This is a genomic window from Motilibacter rhizosphaerae, from assembly GCF_004216915.1.
In the GTDB taxonomy this organism is placed as follows: domain Bacteria; phylum Actinomycetota; class Actinomycetes; order Motilibacterales; family Motilibacteraceae; genus Motilibacter; species Motilibacter rhizosphaerae.
On record NZ_SGXD01000001.1, the window covers coordinates 98,503 to 113,810 of the forward strand.

General features: G+C 73.8%; 14 protein-coding genes. 3 read left to right on the top strand and 11 right to left on the bottom strand.

Features of this window, described 5'->3' with window-relative positions; all coding sequences use genetic code 11:
- Positions 1-12: 12 nt before the first annotated feature.
- Positions 13-885 carry an alpha/beta fold hydrolase gene (locus EV189_RS00505; RefSeq protein WP_130491007.1) on the top strand — a complete coding sequence of 291 codons (873 nt, stop codon included), beginning with the start codon at positions 13-15 and terminating at the stop codon, positions 883-885.
- A 142-nt stretch (positions 886-1,027) separates the two neighbouring features.
- Here the strand turns inward: EV189_RS00505 and EV189_RS00510 are convergent, their stop codons facing one another.
- The 3 genes from EV189_RS00510 to EV189_RS00520 all read right to left on the bottom strand — a co-directional run bounded on the left by EV189_RS00510 (position 1,028) and on the right by EV189_RS00520 (position 3,101).
- Positions 1,028-2,092: a right-handed parallel beta-helix repeat-containing protein gene (locus EV189_RS00510; RefSeq protein WP_165400053.1), complete on the bottom strand. Its 1,065-nt coding sequence runs from the start codon at positions 2,090-2,092 to the stop codon at positions 1,028-1,030.
- 164 nt (positions 2,093-2,256) lie between these two features.
- On the bottom strand, positions 2,257-2,514 hold the full coding sequence (locus EV189_RS00515; protein ID WP_130491009.1) for a DUF2630 family protein: 258 nt from the start codon (positions 2,512-2,514) through the stop codon (positions 2,257-2,259).
- A 20-nt stretch (positions 2,515-2,534) separates the two neighbouring features.
- Positions 2,535-3,101 carry a TetR/AcrR family transcriptional regulator gene (locus EV189_RS00520; RefSeq protein WP_165400054.1) on the bottom strand — a complete coding sequence of 189 codons (567 nt, stop codon included), beginning with the start codon at positions 3,099-3,101 and terminating at the stop codon, positions 2,535-2,537.
- A gap of 114 nt (positions 3,102-3,215) precedes the next feature.
- On the opposite strand from EV189_RS00520, the gene EV189_RS00525 reads away from it, so the two are divergent.
- The gene (locus tag EV189_RS00525) at positions 3,216-4,700 is read left to right on the top strand and encodes an MFS transporter (protein ID WP_165400055.1); all 1,485 of its coding nucleotides are present in this window, start codon (positions 3,216-3,218) and stop codon (positions 4,698-4,700) included.
- A 47-nt stretch (positions 4,701-4,747) separates the two neighbouring features.
- Here the strand turns inward: EV189_RS00525 and EV189_RS00530 are convergent, their stop codons facing one another.
- Both EV189_RS00530 and EV189_RS00535 read right to left on the bottom strand, forming a co-directional pair.
- Positions 4,748-5,623 carry an NAD-dependent epimerase/dehydratase family protein gene (locus tag EV189_RS00530; RefSeq protein WP_130491012.1) on the bottom strand — a complete coding sequence of 292 codons (876 nt, stop codon included), beginning with the start codon at positions 5,621-5,623 and terminating at the stop codon, positions 4,748-4,750.
- Positions 5,624-5,740: 117 nt separating this feature from the next.
- Positions 5,741-6,292: a type 1 glutamine amidotransferase domain-containing protein gene (locus tag EV189_RS00535; protein ID WP_130491013.1), complete on the bottom strand. Its 552-nt coding sequence runs from the start codon at positions 6,290-6,292 to the stop codon at positions 5,741-5,743.
- 56 nt (positions 6,293-6,348) lie between these two features.
- Between EV189_RS00535 and EV189_RS00540 the strand changes: the two genes are divergently transcribed.
- The gene (locus EV189_RS00540; RefSeq protein ID WP_231115940.1) at positions 6,349-7,182 is read left to right on the top strand and encodes a formate/nitrite transporter family protein; all 834 of its coding nucleotides are present in this window, start codon (positions 6,349-6,351) and stop codon (positions 7,180-7,182) included.
- Here EV189_RS00540 and EV189_RS00545 read toward each other — a convergent pair.
- From EV189_RS00545 to hutH, 6 genes are all read right to left on the bottom strand, one after another.
- Complete coding sequence (locus EV189_RS00545; RefSeq protein ID WP_130491014.1) at positions 7,179-8,168, bottom strand: aldo/keto reductase; 990 nt, start codon at positions 8,166-8,168, stop codon at positions 7,179-7,181. The genes EV189_RS00540 and EV189_RS00545 overlap by 4 nt on opposite strands.
- A gap of 133 nt (positions 8,169-8,301) precedes the next feature.
- Entirely contained in the window at positions 8,302-9,507 is a 1,206-nt protein-coding gene (locus tag EV189_RS00550; RefSeq protein ID WP_231115941.1) for an MFS transporter, read from the bottom strand.
- A gap of 14 nt (positions 9,508-9,521) precedes the next feature.
- A complete protein-coding gene (hutI, locus tag EV189_RS00555; RefSeq protein WP_130491015.1) occupies positions 9,522-10,679 on the bottom strand; it encodes an imidazolonepropionase in 1,158 nt (385 codons plus the stop codon).
- Positions 10,676-11,986 carry a formimidoylglutamate deiminase gene (locus tag EV189_RS00560; RefSeq protein ID WP_130491016.1) on the bottom strand — a complete coding sequence of 437 codons (1,311 nt, stop codon included), beginning with the start codon at positions 11,984-11,986 and terminating at the stop codon, positions 10,676-10,678. Before EV189_RS00560 ends, hutI begins: the two co-directional genes overlap by 4 nt.
- Positions 11,983-13,647: a urocanate hydratase gene (gene hutU, locus EV189_RS00565; protein WP_130491017.1), complete on the bottom strand. Its 1,665-nt coding sequence runs from the start codon at positions 13,645-13,647 to the stop codon at positions 11,983-11,985. The genes EV189_RS00560 and hutU overlap by 4 nt, the downstream gene beginning before the upstream one ends.
- An 11-nt stretch (positions 13,648-13,658) precedes the next feature.
- Positions 13,659-15,215 carry a histidine ammonia-lyase gene (gene hutH / locus EV189_RS00570; RefSeq protein WP_130491018.1) on the bottom strand — a complete coding sequence of 519 codons (1,557 nt, stop codon included), beginning with the start codon at positions 15,213-15,215 and terminating at the stop codon, positions 13,659-13,661.
- Positions 15,216-15,308: the final 93 nt, after the last annotated feature.

Below are 15,308 nucleotides of genomic sequence, written 5' to 3' on the forward strand. Positions count from 1 at the left end.
TAGCGTGACGGCATGCGGGCGGAGGAGCGGTACGTCGCGGCGGGGCCGCTGCGGCTGTGGACCGAGCGCACGGGGGAGCCCGACCTGCCCGCGGTCCTGCTCGTCGCCGGCTCCGCGGCCCAGGGCATCAGCTGGCCGGAGCTGCTGGTGGCGCGGCTCGTCGAGCGCGGCGTGCAGGTGCTGCGCTTCGACCAGCGGGACACGGGGCGGTCGAGCACGGTCGACTTCGCGGCCGACCCGTACACCATCGAGGACATGGCGCGAGACTGCCTCGCGGTGCTCGACGGCTGGGACCTGGACTCCGCGGCCGTGGCAGGGGCCTCGCTCGGCGGCATGCTCGCGCAGTGGATGGGCGTGCACGCCCCGGAGCGGGTCCGCTCGCTGACCCTGGTGTCGACGTCACCGATGGGGCACGACCCGCGGGCGTCGCGTGCACGGGCGCGGGCCGGCCTGCCGCCCGACCCCGACGACCTCCCCCCGCCGGCGCCGGAGTTCCTCGCGCACCTGGCGAAGGGGCTGCCTCCGGGCGTCGAGTCCGACGTCGAGCTGTTCCGCGTCTTCACCGGGCCGGTGCGGCCGTACGACGAGGCCGCTGCGAGGGACATGCTCGAGCGGTCGCTCGCCCGGGCAGGAGACCCTGCCGCGGCGGCGAACCACCACCAGGCGGTGTGGCTGGACGCCCCCGGGCTGCTCGCGCCGCTGTCGTCCATCACCGCGCCCACCGCGGTCGTGCACGGGGACGAGGACCCGGTCTACCCCCTGCGGCACGGGGAGGCTCTCGCCGCCGCGATCCCCGGCGCGGTGCTGCACGTGGTGCCGGGGATGGGGCACGTGCTGACGTCACCCGGGCTCCCCGAAGAGGTCGGAGACCTCATTCTCGTGTGACCGAGGTCGGAGACCTCATTCTCGTGTGACCGAGGTCGGAGACCTCATTCTCGTGTGACCGAGGTCGGAGACCTCATCCTCGTGTGACCTCGTCCTCGTAGGACGCGGCCGGGTGCGGCGCGTACCGCACCCGGCCCTCCGCTCAGCTCAGCGAGACCGGCATCCCCCCGGTCGTCACCGTGATGTCGTTGCGCGACAGCGACGGCGGGAGATCACCGCGCGACCAGACGCCCCAGAACTGGCCCGAGATGTGGTTGTGGTAGATCTGCGTCCCCTCGTTCATGGCGCCGGGCGCGGCGTTCGTGATGATGCCGACCGTGTTCGGCGCCTCGAGGAAGCCGACGTTGTTGCCGGAGAGCACGTTGTCGTACAGCCGGACCCCGATGGTCTTCGACCCGGGGGCCTCGGCGTTGACGATGAGCCCGCCCTCGAAGGAGTCGCGCACGGTGTTCTTGCTGACATCGGCACCGTTGACGGTGGACCCGGGCAGGTCGGCCGCGACCACGATGCCGCCGATGTCGGGGCCTGCTGGCTGGAAGCCGATGCCGTGGATGCTGTTGCCGCGGATCGTGATGTCCGAGAGGGAGCCGCCGACGTTCTGGGTCGCCGCGACGACGCCGCAGCCGTTGGCGTTGTTCCAGGTGGTGTTGTCCGACACCTTCACCCAGGACGACGGCACGAGGGGCGCCGCGGGGTTCTGGTGCGACATGAGCGCACCCGGGTCGAAGGGGCCGTTGTCCATGACCCCGATGCCGCCGCGCCCGTTGTCGTAGACCTGGTTGCCCGAGATCGTCGCGTGGGAGACGCCGAAGACGCTGATGGCGAAGGCCTGCCCGACGTAGGAGTGCACGCCGCTGCCTGGCAGCGGGGGTGCGGAGGGGTCGATAGTGCCGTAGCCGTTGCCGGTCACGGTCGAGTCCGAGATCTTCAGCCAGGACGTCTTCTCGGCGAAGATGCCCTGGAAGCCGGAGTCGTGCACCGTGGTGGAGCGGATGATGACGTGGTCGGCGCCGGCGCCCACGTAGATCCCGATGTCGCAGCCGGTCGCGTCGACGTCGCGGCCGGAGATGGTCTGGCCCGCGTGGGCCACGACCGCAGCGCTCAGCCCTGTGCCGCCCACGTCCGGGGTGCAGGCCGTCGCGGCCTGGGCCGTCCCCGGGGTGACCAGGCCCAGGGCCGCCACGACCGGTAGCGCCGAGAGAACCACGGTGGAGGTCGTCCTCGACCTGGAGCGGAGCATCGTCGGTCCTGCCCTTCGTCCTGCCTGTCGCGCGCCGGTCGGCGCGCTCGCCGGAGTGTCCACCCGCAGCGGGCGCGACTTCCAGGACCGATCGGGCAGAGCGAGCGGGGCGCGCCGGGCAGAGCGGGCGGCTACTGCAGGTAGCCCTCGACCTCGCCCGCCGGGCGCTCGTGCGCCTGGGCCGGGTCGAGGCCGGCGCTGCGGCGGGCCTGCCGCTGGCGCAGGAGGTCCCAGCAGCGGTCGAGCTCGACCTCGAGCGCCTGGAGGCGGCGGCGCTCCTCGTCGCTGTCGAGCTCGCCGGACGAGGTCCGCTCACGCAGCTCGTGCTCCTGGGCGACGAGGTCGTGGACGTGGGCGAGGAGGCTGCTGTCGCTGCTGTCGGCGGTCATGGCCGCAGCGTACGGGCCGGCTAGGCGCGCAGGCCCTGCAGCACGACCTCGAGCAGCCGCTCGTTCTGCTCGCGGGTCGCGGTCGAGGACATGCAGATCCCGCCGACGAGGTGGAGCAGGTCGTCGCCGCTCACGTCCTGGCGCACGGCGCCCGCGGCCTGCGCCCGCTCGAGCACGCGCGTCGCGGCCGCCTGCAGCCGCTCGCGCAGCTGGAGGCGGAGCCCGGGGTCGCGCTCGAAGGCCTCCTGCAGCTCCTTGAGCAGGTTGCGCTTGTTCATCGCGTAGCGGGCGTAGGCCTGCAGCCACGACGTCAGCCCGGCGTACGGGTCGGGAGTCGCGAGGGCGTCGTCCACCGCCGCGATGAGGGTGTCGATCTCCTCGGCGTAGACGGCCTCGACGAGGTCGATGCGGCGCGGGAAGTGGCGGTAGAGCGTGCCCACGCCGACACCCGCCCGCTTCGCGATGTCCTCGATGGCGGCCTCGTGCGCGCGCTCGCCGAACTCCTCGCGCGCTGCGGTGATGAGGCGCTCGTAGTTGCGCCGCGCGTCGGCCCGCATGGGTCGGGGTGCGGTGGCGGGCGTGGTCACCCCTCCATGGTGCCACGCCGAAACGGAGGTGTCCTCCATCTGCACTGGACAACCGGAGGTGACTTCCGTATCTTTAGTGGAGGCAACCTCCGCTTCTCCTCGAAGGGCACCGGCATGTCCGACCTCGAGATCCGGCCCGCAGCTCGCGGGCTCGACCCCGTCCGCTCCCCCCGCCAGCCGCTCAGCCGGCCGGTCCCCAGCCCGCGCAGCGCGCCACCCGCGCGCCGCGGCCTCGTGCTCGCCGTGATCCTGCTGACCCAGCTCATGGTCGTGCTCGACGGGACGATCGTGAACGTCGCGCTCCCCGAGCTGCAGCGCGCGCTCGACTTCACTCCCGCGCGGCTGTCGTGGGTGCTCAACGCGTACGCCCTCACCTTCGGCGGGCTGCTCCTGTTCGGCGCCCGCTGCGGCGACGTGCTGGGCCGGCGGCGCACGTTCCTGCTCGGCATCAGCGTGTTCACCATCGCCTCGCTGCTCGGGGGGCTCGCCACCTCCGACGTCCTGCTCCTGGCCGCCCGGGCGCTGCAGGGCGTGGGCGGTGCCCTCGCCGCACCCGCAGCGCTCACGCTGCTCGCCACGACGTACCCGGACCCGCGGGAGCGCCTGCGCGCCATCGGCCTGTACGCCGCGGTGTCCGTCGGCGGGGCCGCGACCGGGCTGCTCGCCGGCGGCGTTCTGACCGAGTACGCGTCCTGGCGCTGGGTCTTCCTCGTCAACCTGCCGTTCGGGATCGCCGCCCTGGTCGGTGGTGCTGCCCTGCTGCGCGAGACCCCGCGCACGCGGCTGCCCTTCGACCTCACCGGTGCGCTCAGCTCGACCCTGGGTGTGGGTGCGCTGGTCTACGGCCTGGTGGAGAGCACGTCCGCGGGCTGGTCGTCGGTGCGCACCCTGGCTCCGCTCGCCGCGGGCACGGCCCTGATCGTGGTCTTCGTGCTCGCCGAACGTGCTGCAGCGCAGCCGATCCTGCCGCTCCGCCTGCTGGCCAGCCCGTCGCGCAGCGGGGCGAACGCCGCTCGCGGCCTGCTCTACGCCGGGGCGTACGGCATGTTCTTCTACCTCACGCAGTACCTCCAGGGCGTGCGCGGCTTCAGCCCCGTCGAGGCCGGGCTGTCGTTCCTCCCCCTGCCGCTCAGCGTCTTCACGCTCTCGCAGCTCACGACCCGCGTGCTGGTGGGGCGCTTCTCCGCCCGCACCCTCATGCTGACGGGGCTGGGGATCTCCACGGTGGGCCTCGCCCTGGACACCCGGCTCTCGCCGACCACGCCGTACGCGATGGTGCTGCTCAGCCTCGTGCTCTTCGGCGCCGGCAACGGGATCTCGTTCGTCACGCTCACCGGTGCGGCGATCGCCGACGTGGCCCCCGAGGACGCGGGCGCGGCCTCCGGGCTCGTCAACGTCTCGCAGCAGCTGGGCGCTGCACTGGGCGTCGCCCTGCTGGTGACCGTCTTCGGGGACGCGGGCTCGCTGGGCGCCAGCACCCTCGCAGGTGCCGCGCGGTTCACCCACGGGGTGGACCACGTCTTCGCGGGCGCGGCGCTGCTGGCCCTGTCCTCGCTCGTGATGGTCGCGCTGACGAGCCGGGTACGGCGCACGGCCTGACCGACGCGCAGAGGGGGCCGCCCGGTGGGCGGCCCCCTCCTCGTGCGTCAGCTGGTGTAGACCCCGGTACGGATCTCCTCGACGAGCGTCGGCCGGCTCGGCGCCCAGCCGAGCGCCTTCGAGCGCTCGGCCTTCGTCTGCTGGTCGAGCAGGAGGGCGTCGGCGAAGGCCGCGCCGAACCGCTCGCGCGTCTGCTCGACGGACTCCTCCGCGACGCCGGCCAGGCCGCGGGCAGCGGCGGCCGCCTCCGCGATCTCGCGCACCGTCGGGTTCGAGCCGCTGGCGCCGATGTAGTACGTGCCGGCCTCACCGTCGGTCAGCGCCCGGACGTACAGCTCGCCGAGGTCGTCGGCGTGCACGGTCGTCCAGTGCTGCGAGCCGTCGCCGATGAGCCGCAGGCGGCCGTCGTCAGTCGTGGGGCCGTAGGTCTGCAGGCCGGCGATGCCGCGCCCGCCGCCGTAGACGATGCCGGGAGCCACGACGGTGCCGCGAGCGCCCTCGAGCGAGATCGCGATCTTCTCGACGTCGGCGCGCCAGCTGGTGAGCTCCGGGGCGTCGAACGGGGCGTCCTCGCGGACGTCGGCGCCGCTGCCCCAGACCCATGCACCGCCGGTGTGGACGTAGGACTTCCCGCTGCCGTCGAACGCCTGCGCCGCCGCGGTCGCGACGCCGCGGTCGAACGCGACGGCGTCGCCGTCATTGGTGGTGGCCGCGTGGATCGCGCCGTCCACCTCGCGCAGCCGCTCGGTCAGCCACTCGACGTCGGTGATGTCACCGAGCAGCGGCGTCGCGCCGGCCGCACGGACCGTCGACGCGGACTGCTCGCTGCGCACGAGCGCGGTCACCTCGTGACCGTGCGCGAGGAGCGCCTTGAGCACACCGGACCCCACGAGACCGGTCGCTCCGGTCAGCAGCACCTTCATGATGTTCCTCCTGCCGCTCCAGTGGATCTTCCGACCGCGGCAACCGCCGATCGACTGGATCCCTGCCCGGACAGCCGTGTGGCGCCGGTCACAGGACCGGCGCCACGAGGGAGCAGCTCAGAAGCGGTCGACGATCTCGGCGCAGAACGCCTTGAGGTCGTCGGGCTTGCGGCTTGAGACCAGCGGCCCGGCGCCGCTCTCGTCGACGTGGACCTCCTCGTCGACCCAGGTCGCGCCCGCGTTGCGGATGTCGGTCTGCAGGCTGGGCCACGAGGTGATCGTCCGGCCGCGCAGCACGCCGGCCTCGACCAGCGTCCAGGGACCGTGGCAGATCACCGCGACCGGCTTGCCCGCCTCGACGAACGCCTTGGCGAAGGCGACGGCCTCGGGGTGGGTCCGCAGGTTGTCGGGGTTCGCCACGCCGCCCGGCAGCACGAGCCCGTCGAACGACGAGGGGTCCGCGTCACCGACCACGACGTCGACCGGGAACGCGTCACCCTTGTCCAGGTGGTTGAAGGCCTGGGCCTCACCGGCCTCGGGGGCGATGAGCTTGGGCGTCCCGCCGGCCGACTGGACCGCCTTCCACGGCTCGGTCAGCTCGACCTGCTCGATGCCCTCGTTCGCGACGAGGAACGCGATCGTCTTGCCCTGCAGCGTGTCGTTTGCCATGCAAGGAGGGTGCCCGGTGGTCGCGGGAGCGGAAACGCCGTACCCGTGATCGACACATGAGCGCCGCAGGCGGGGGAAGCACAGCGGTCATGGTGGAGACCGGGCTCGAGTCGCGGGTGGAGTCGGCGTTCGACCGGCTGGCGGACGAGGGCGAGGAGCGGCTGGACCGGTCCTGGGCGGCGCTGGTCAGCACCGGGCTCATGGGCGGTGTCGATGTGGTCTTCGGCGTCCTCGCCCTGCTCCTCGTGCTGCACGAGACCGGGAACCACCTGCTCGCCGGGCTGGCGTTCGGGGTCGGGTTCGTCGCCCTGCTCCTCGCCGACAGCGAGCTGTTCACCGAGGGGTTCCTGGTGCCGGTCACCGCTCTGGCGGCGAAGCGGGCGCGTGCCCGCCAGCTCGTCCGGCTCTGGGCCGTGACGCTCGCGGCCAACATCGCCGGTGGCTGGTGCATGGCGTGGCTCGTGGCGCACGCCTTCCCCTCGCTGCACGCGACGGCGGTCGAAGCGGCGCGGGTCTACGCGACCTCCGCGTACGGCGCGAGGAGCATCTGCCTGGGACTGCTCGCGGGCGCGGCCATCACGCTGATGACGCGCATGCAGCACGGCACGGAGTCCGACCCCGCCAAGCTCGTGGCCGCGGTGGCGGGCGCCTTCGTCCTCGCCGGCGCCTCGCTCTTCCACTCGATCCTCGACTCGCTGCTGTGCTTCGTCGCGCTGACCGGCGGCCGTGCGCCGTTCGGCTACGGAGACTGGGCGCACTGGTTCGTCCTCACCGTGGTGACGAACATGGCCGGTGGCCTCGGTCTCGTCACCCTGCTCCGCCTGGTCCGCAGCAAGGAGAAGGTCCAGGCGGAGCGCTCCCGGGCCGAGGCTCCCGGCAACGGCGACTAGCGGTCGATCATCCGCTGCATGGCCTCGGGGTAGCGGTCGCCGACGACCTGGATCTGCGCGGACGCCTCGTCGAGCTCGGCGACGTCGTCGGCGGTGAGGTCCACGGCCGCGCCGCCGATGTTCTCCTCGACCCGCTCGATGCGGCGCGTCCCGGGGATGGGGACGACCCACGGCTGCTTCGCGAGCAGCCAGGCGAGCGCGACCTGCGACGGCGTGACGCCCTTCGCGTCGGCGACCCGGCGGACGAGGTCGACGACGGCCTGGTTCGCCTGCCGCGCCTCGACGGTGAACCGCGGGAGACCGGCGCGGATGTCGCCAGCCGAGAACTCGGTCTGCGCGTCGACGGTCCCGGTCAGCCAGCCGCGGCCCAGCGGGCTGAAGGGCACCAGCCCGATCCCGAGCTCGCCGAGGGCGGGGATGATCTCGCCCTCGAGCTCACGCCAGAACAGCGAGTACTCCGACTGCAGCGCCGCCACGGGCTGCACCGCGTGGGCTCGGCGGATGGTGTCCACTCCCGCCTCGGACAGGCCGAAGTGCTTGACCTTGCCCGCCTCGATGAGCTCCTTGACGGTGCCGGCGACGTCCTCGATCGGGACGTCGGGGTCGACGCGGTGCTGGTAGTAGAGGTCGATCGCGTCGACGCCGAGCCGGCGCAGCGATCCGTCGGCCGCGCGGCGGATGGAGTCGGGCTTGCTCGACAGGCCGGTCTGCTTGCCGTCCTCTTCGAAGGCGAACCCGAACTTCGTGGCGATGACGACCTGGTCGCGCAGCGGGCGCAGCGCCTCGCCGACGAGCTCCTCGTTGACGTACGGGCCGTAGACCTCCGCGGTGTCGAACAGCGTCACGCCGCGCTCGACCGCGCCTCGCAGCACCGCGATCATGTCGTCGCGGTTCCCGGGGTTCGGCCCGAAGCTCTGGCTCATCCCCATGCAGCCGAACCCGATCGCCGACACCTCGAGCCCGTCGCCGAGCGTGCGCGTGTCCACCGGGTGCCTCCCAACCCCGGGTCGTCCTTCGACCCGGCCTGTCGCCTCCTTCCCGGCCCGCGCGGTCCCCCAACGTCGTGGCCCTGGTTCGCGCTCTGGCACCGCACCAGGGCCACGACGTCGGGGACCGGAGTCAGGGTCGGCGCGGCGCCAGCCGCGCCACGCGCGCCGCGACGCCGACGACCGCCAGCGCGAGCGCGGTGAGGACGGCGCAGACGGCGAACACCCGTGCGTACCCGCCGCTCGTCGAGCCGAGCGCGAGGATCGGGCCGGACGCGATGGCGCCGAGGCGGCGGGTGTTGCTGTAGAGCCCGGAAGCGAGCCCCGGGCGCGGCACGACCTCCTGGAACAGCGCGAGCCCGACGCCGGCGACCACCGCGACGAACCACGCGTTGAGCACCTGCAGCGCGACGAGCGTGAGCGGGCCGGAGGCGTACGCCATGGCGGCGTAGTAGGCGATGCCCGCGACGCAGCCGGTCGCCACCAGCGGCAGGCTGCCGAACCGCGCTCCGAGGCGGCCGAGCAGCAGCAGCGCGGGGATCTCCAGCGCCGCGGCGACCCCGAGCGCCACGCCGGCCCACTCGACGTCGAGGTGCAGCGACCGCGTGACGAACAGCCCCATGACGGAGACCGAGCAGCTGTTCGTCGCCATGAGGGCGAGGAACGCCAGCATCACCAGGCCCACACCGACCTTCGACACGGGCGCAGCGGCGTCGTCGCGCGGGCGCTCGACCTCGCCCAGGGCGCGCGCCCGCCGCTGCATCGCGAGCGTCGTCGCCACGTTGAGCACCGCGACCGCGCCGATGACGAGCAGGACCGAGCGGCTGCCGAAGGCCCCGATGACGAGCGTGGCGAGCGGGGGTCCGGCGACCCAGGCGAAGGAGAAGACCGCGCGGGTGCGGACCACGTCCGAGAGCTGGGCGCCGGAGTGCTTGAGCTGCGCGAAGAGCATCGACATGCCCACGCTCGCCGGGCCGCCGAGGACCACCAGCCCGGCCACCGCGAGCGGCAGGGCGGTGACCGCGCCGAGCACGACGGTGAGCGCCAGCGTGAGGACGCCGCACCCGAGCAGCGGGCGCAGGTAGTCGCGCCGGCGGTCCGCCCACGACGGGACGACCAGCGAGGCGAGGAAGCCGCTCGCGTTGTAGACGGCCAGGACGAGGCCGACCTGGCCGCCGGACGCGCCGTACAGCGCGACGAGGAGCAGCGCCAGCGCCGGGTTGAGGAACGCCGCCTGCAGCCCCCACAGCAGTGCGGCGGCCGGCAGGAGCAGACCCCGCTGGCGGGCGGCGGGAGCGGCGACGGACAGCAGGGGCTCCTCGGGGTCTCGGTCGGCCAACCGAGGCTACGTGCTCAGCGGACGCGGACGCCCCGGCGCCACACGGCGTGGGTCAGCGGGACACCAGGCCGGTACGCGAGGTGGGCAGCGCTGGGTGCGTCGAGCGCGTGCAGGTCCGCGCGCCGGCCGACGGCGACCGTGCCCAGTCCGTCGTGGCCCTCGTGCCGGCCGAGCGCCGTCGCGCCGCCGAGGGTCGCGGCGCGGACGGCCTCCTCCACGGACATGCCCATCTGCAGCACGGCGGTGGCGACCGCGAACGGCATCGAGGTGGTGAACGAGCTGCCCGGGTTGCAGTTCGTGGCCAGCGCGACGGTGACGCCGGCGTCGAGCAGCCGGCGTGCGGGCGCCAGTGGCTGCCGCGTGCAGAGGTCCGCGGCGGGCAGCAGGGTCGCGACCGTCGTCGAGCCGGCGATGGCGTCCACATCGGCGTCGTCGAGGTGGTTGCAGTGGTCCACGCTGAGGGCGCCGAGCTCGACGCCCAGCCGTACGCCCGGGCCGGGCCCGAGCTGGTTCGCGTGCACCTTCGCGCGGAGCCCCGCACGGGCTCCGGCGGCGAGGACCTCGCGCGCCGCCTCCTCGTCGAAGGCCCCGCGCTCGCAGAACACGTCCACCGCCGTGCAGAGGGGGGCCACCGCGGCGAGCATGGGCCCGGTGACGAGGTCGACGTAGTCGCGCATGCTCGTCCCCGGCGGCACGAGGTGCGCGCCGAGGAAGGTCACCTCGTCGGCCACGACCGCAGCCACCTCAGCGGTCCGCCGCTCGTGCTCGACGTCGAGCCCGTAGCCGGTCTTCGCCTCGACCCACGTCGTGCCCTGGGCCTCCGCCTCCGCGCGCAGCTCCTGCGCGCGCCGCAAGAGGTCCTCTGTCGTGGCCTCGCGGGTGGCGCTGACGGTGGAGGCGATCCCGCCCGCGGCGTACGCCCCTCCCGCCATGCGCGCGGCGAACTCCGCGCTGCGGTCCCCCCCGAACACGAGGTGGGTGTGCGCGTCGACCCAGCCGGGGAGGACGGCGCGGCCGGCGAGGTCCGTACGGCTGTCGGCCGCGGGGGCGTGCGCCGCAGGGCCGATCCACGCGATCCGCCCGTCGGCGATGACGAGCGCGGCGTCGTGGAGGACCCCCTGCTCGGTGATCGTGGTCAGCTCGGCGATGCCGGTGACGAGCTCGGCGCTCACGGCTGGACCCCCTGCAGGGCAGCGAGGAGGAGCCCCGCGGGATCGGTGCCGTCGGACAGCCGACCGTCCCGGGCGACGACCTCTCCGCCGACGACGACGGTGCCGACATCGGCTGCCGTGGCGCTGAGGACGAGCTGCCCGGGGTCGCTCCCGGCGGTCCGTACGCTGCGGCTGCGGAGCTCGACGAGGTCTGCCGGCGCGCCGGGCTCCAGGGCCACGGCCGGCCGGCCGAGCGCGCGGTGCCCCGCGGTCAGCGCACCCTCGAGCTGCGCGGGCGAGAACTGTCCGCGCCGCAGAGACTCCAGCCGTGCGTGGTGCTCGAGCATCCGCGCCTCCGCGTACGGGTCGATGACGGCGTTCTGGTCGGAGCCGAGGGCGACCCGTACGCCGGCGTCAGCAAGGGCGCGGAAGGGCCCGATGCCGTCACCGAGATCGGCCTCGGTGCTCGGGCACAGCGCGACGGCCGCTCCCGCGCACGCCAGGAGGTCGATGTCCTCAGGGGTGACGTGCGTCGCGTGCACCGCGGTGAAGCGGTCGGAGAGCGCGCCGCTCCGGTCGAGCAGCTGCGTCGGCGAGCACCCGTGCTCGGCGCGGCACTCCTCGTCCTCCCGCGGCTGCTCGCTGACGTGCGCGTGGAGCGGCACGTCCGCAGGCAGTCCGGCGACGACGCGGGCGATGTCGCGCTCCTCGACGGCTCGTACGCTGTGGACCGCCGCGCCCAGTACGACTCCCGAGCCCGCGAGCTCGTCGCGCAGCGCGTGCCAGCGGGCGAGCCACGCGTCCACGGTGGCGTCGGAGAACCTCCGCTGCTCGTGGCCGAGCGGCACGCCGGGGCCGCCTCGCAGGTAGCAGGTGTCCAGCAGGGTGAGCCGGATCCCGGTGCTCGAGGCGGCGCGAGCGAGGGCCAGCTCCATGTCGTGGTGGGCGTACGGCGTGCCGTCCGCGCGGTGGTGCACGTAGTGGAACTCCCCCACCGCCGTCCAGCCGCTCACGAGCATCTCGGCGAAGACCGCTGCCGCCAGGGCTTCGTACGAGTCGGGCGTGAGGCGCTCGGCGACGGCGTACATCTGCTCGCGCCAGGTCCAGAACGTGCCGCCGTCGGCGTGCGTACGTCCCCGCAGCGCGCGGTGGAAGCAGTGCGAGTGGGCGTTCGCCGCTCCGGGCAGGACGTGGTCGAGCTGCACGTCGCCAGGCTCTGGCGGCGAACCAGCTCGTACGCCGGTGATCCTGCCGCCCTCGGTCGTCAGCCGCACCGACTCGGCGACACCGCCCGGCAGTGCCGCCGTCCGGCACCAGACGCTGGTCACGACTCCTGCATCGGCACGCGCAGCCCCCGCTCGCGGGCGACCTCCTCGGCGCGCTCGTAGCCCGCGTCGACGTGGCGCATCACGCCCGTGCCGGGGTCGTTGACCAGGACCCGGGCGATCTTCTCCGCGGCCAGCGGAGTCCCGTCCGCGACGATCACCTGCCCGGCGTGGATGGAGCGCCCGATGCCCACGCCGCCGCCGTGGTGGATCGAGACCCAGGTGGCACCCGACGCCGTGTTGAGCAGGGCGTTGAGCAGCGGCCAGTCGGCGATCGCGTCGGAACCGTCGGCCATCGCCTCGGTCTCGCGGTACGGCGAGGCCACGGAGCCGGAGTCGAGGTGGTCGCGGCCGATGACGACGGGGGCGGAGAGCTCGCCCGAGGCCACCATCTCGTTGAAGCGCAGACCTGCGCGGTGCCGCTCCTGGTAGCCGAGCCAGCAGATGCGCGCCGGCAGCCCCTCGAAGTGGACCTTCTCGCCCGCCGCCGTGATCCAGCGGCGCAGGTGCTCGTCCTCCGGGAAGAGCTCGAGGATCGCGCCGTCGGTGGCCGCGATGTCGGCGGGGTCGCCGGACAGCGCCGCCCAGCGGAAGGGGCCCTTGCCCTCGCAGAAGAGCGGGCGGATGTACGCCGGCACGAAGCCGGGGAAAGCGAAGGCCCGCTCGAAGCCGCCGAGCCGCGCCTCCTCGCGGATGGAGTTGCCGTAGTCGAAGACCTCCGCGCCGGCGTCCTGGAAGCCGACCATCGCCTCGACGTGCTTGGCCATGGAAGCGCGCGCCCGCAGCGTGAACTCCTCCGGGTCCTTCGCCGCGAGGTCGTGCCACTCCTCGACGCCCACGCCCTCGGGCAGGTAGCTCAGCGGGTCGTGCGCGCTGGTCTGGTCGGTGACGATGTCGACCGCGACCCCGCGGGTGAGGATCTCCGGGAAGACGGTCGCCGCGTTGCCGACGAGGCCGACGGAGAGCGCGCGGCGCTCCTCCTTGGCCCTGGTGGCACGGGAGATCGCGTCGTCGAGGTCGTCCGCCACCTCGTCGAGGTAGCCGTGCTCGCAGCGCCGCTGCAGCCGGGTCGCGTCGACGTCCACGACGATGACGGCGCCGCCGTTCATCGTGACCGCGAGGGGCTGCGCGCCGCCCATGCCGCCCGCTCCCCCGGTCAGGGTGAGGGTGCCGGCGAGCGAGCCGCCGAAGCGCTTGTCCGCCACGGCGGCGAAGGTCTCGTACGTCCCCTGGAGGATGCCCTGCGTGCCGATGTAGATCCACGAGCCCGCGGTCATCTGGCCGTACATCGTCAGCCCGAGGTGCTCCAGCCGGCGGAACTCGGGCCAGGTCGCCCAGTCGCCCACGAGGTTGGAGTTCGCGATGAGCACGCGTGGCGCCCACTCGTGCGTGCGGAAGACCCCGACCGGCTTGCCGGACTGCACCAGCAGGGTCTCGTCGGCGTCGAGCGTCTCGAGCGTGCGCACGATCGCGTCGTACGCCGCCCAGCTGCGCGCCGCGCGGCCCGTACCGCCGTAGACGACGAGGTCCTGCGGCCGCTCGGCGACCTCGGGGTCGAGGTTGTTCATCAGCATCCGCAGCGGAGCCTCGGTCTGCCAGCTCTTCGCGCGCAGGGTCGTGCCGCGCGGGGCGCGGACGGCGCGGGGGGTGTCCTCGGTCGTCATCGTGGTTCCTCCTACTGGAGCGGGCCGGTCACGCCGGCCGCGGCGCGGACGAGCTCACCGGAGACGACGAGGTCGACGACCGCCTCGATCTCCGGTGAGAGGAAGCGGTCAGGGCCAGGGCCTCCGGCCACCTCGCGCACCGCCGCGGCGACGGCGCCCGTGGCGGGCGAGGGCTGCAGCGGTGCGCGCAGGTCGAGGGCGCGGCTCGCGGCGAGGACCTCGACCGCCAGCACCCGCGCGAGGCCGTCGACCGCGCGGCGCAGCTTGCGCGCCGCGGCCCAGCCCATGGAGACGTGGTCCTCCTGCATGGCGGAGGACGGGATGGAGTCCACGGAAGCCGGTGCTGCCAGGCGCTTCAACTCCGAGACGATGCCGGCCGCGGCGTACTGCGCGATCATCAGGCCGGAGTCGACGCCCGCCTCGTGGGCGAGGAAGCCCGGCAGGCCCTGGTTGCGCGTGCGGTCGAGGGACCGGTCCGTACGCCGCTCGGAGATGCTCGCGAGGTCGGCGACCGCGATGGCGAGGAAGTCGAGGACGTAGGCGACGGGGGCGCCGTGGAAGTTGCCGTTCGACTCGACCCGGCCGTCCGCGGTGACGACCGGGTTGTCGACCGCGGAGGACAGCTCGCGCGACGCGACCGCCCGGGCGTGGTCGACGGTGTCGCGGGCGGCGCCGTGCACCTGCGGCGAGCAGCGCAGGGAGTACGCGTCCTGCACCCGCGTGCACTCCGGTCCGCGGTGGCTCGCCATGACGCCGGAGTCCGCCAGCAGCGCCCGCAGGTTCGCGGCGGAGGCCTGCTGGCCGGGGTGCGGCCGCAGTCGCATGAGGTCGTCGGCGAACGCCGCGTCCGTGCCCAGCAGGGCTTCCACGCTCATCGCCGCCGCGATGTCGGCCACCTGCAGCAGGTCCTCGAGGTCGTGCAGCGCGAGCGCGAGCTGCCCGAGCATGCCGTCCGTGCCGTTGATGAGGGCGAGGCCCTCCTTCTCCAGCAGGGTGACGGGCTCGAGCCCGGCCGCTGCGAGCGCCTCGGCCGCGGAGGTGAGCCGCCCGTCCGCGTCCCGCACGTCCCCCTCGCCCATCAGCGCCAGCGCGCAGTGGGCCAGCGGGGCTAGGTCGCCGGAGCAGCCGAGGCTGCCGTACTCACGGACGACCGGCGTGATGCCGGCGTCGAGGAGGGCGGCGTACGCCGCGGCAGTCGCGGGACGCACGCCGGTACGGCCCGTCGCCAGCGTCTGGAGGCGCAGCAGCATGAGCGCGCGCACGACCTCGCGCTCCACCTCGGCCCCCGTGCCGGCGGCGTGCGAGCGGACGAGGCTCTGCTGGAGCTGCACGCGCCGCTCGCGCGGGATGTACGTCGTGGCGAGCGCCCCGAAGCCGGTGGAGATGCCGTAGTGCGCGACCCCGTCGTCGGCCGCGGCGTCGATCACGGTGCGCGAGGACGCCATGGCTTGCAATGCGGACTCGTCGAGCTCGACGCGTACGCCGTGGCGGGCGACCGCGACGACGTCCCCGACCGTCAGCGGCTGCTCGCCGACCCGGACCACTCCTGCTGCCACGACCGCTGCCATGGCACTAGTGGAGCCCTGCGCGACCACCGCCCGCCAGAGCCTGCGGACGAGTAGTGTCCAGCCCGCTAGACACTCCCGGCGGCTCTGGAGGCA